General features: G+C 44.6%; 2 protein-coding genes. Both read left to right on the top strand.

Annotated features, from left to right (window positions below; all coding sequences use genetic code 11):
• Positions 1–515: MrfA Zn-binding domain-containing protein (drmB, locus tag J7438_RS26415; RefSeq protein WP_209278999.1), on the top strand; the 515-nt coding region annotated here is incomplete at its 5' end.
• A gap of 16 nt (positions 516–531) precedes the next feature.
• On the top strand, positions 532–749 hold a 218-nt coding region (locus J7438_RS26420; protein ID WP_209279000.1), incomplete at its 3' end, for a hypothetical protein.

Genomic DNA, 749 nt, shown 5'->3' on the forward strand with positions numbered 1-749 from the left:
CTGTTATAGAGATTGATAGAAAGCTGTTTGCTGGTCATAGAGGGTGGCGAAATGCCAGAAAACTTGATCCTGATGAAGCCTATCCTAGTATTCGCTATGCGCTGTTGCATACACTGGCGCATCTCTTGATAAGAGAGATGGCTTTGGAATGTGGTTATAACGCTGCCAGTATCAGAGAACGGATTTACGCAGATACTGAAGGAAGTCAACAGCAAGCCGGTATTTTGATTTACACAGCTGCGGCAGATTCTGATGGTACTCTGGGAGGCTTGGTCGATCTGGGCAAGCCTGAAAATTTGGGGAGGCTTTTAGAAAGTGCATTTAATCGGGCAAAGATCTGTTCTTCTGACCCTCTTTGCTCAGAACACAACCCTGAGAAAGATCGATCACTACATGTAGCTTGCTGTCATGCATGTGGTTTTGTATCTGAGACATCATGTGAAAAAGGGAACAGGTATCTTGACCGCTCTCTTGTAGTGCCGACACTAGACTGTGCTGAAGCCGCCTTTTTCTGATAATAAGGACATTAGTTTGGACAAGCTGCTTGAAGCGATTTCTAAATTTGTAGAGCTGACTCACCCTGAAAAGGTGCATCAGCTTGCTGCGGAGCTAAAAGAAACTGCTACTTCTCACAATAAGAAGCGGCTGTTGAGAAGTTTCCAGTCTACAGCTCAGTCAAAACAGTTGTGGAAGTGCGTGTTAGATGAATGGGATGAGGAGTATGTATCTCCTATAGAACTGTCTGGATT

Source organism: Thalassotalea sp. G20_0 (assembly GCF_017744175.1).
Classification (GTDB): Bacteria; Pseudomonadota; Gammaproteobacteria; order Pseudomonadales; family Endozoicomonadaceae; genus Endozoicomonas.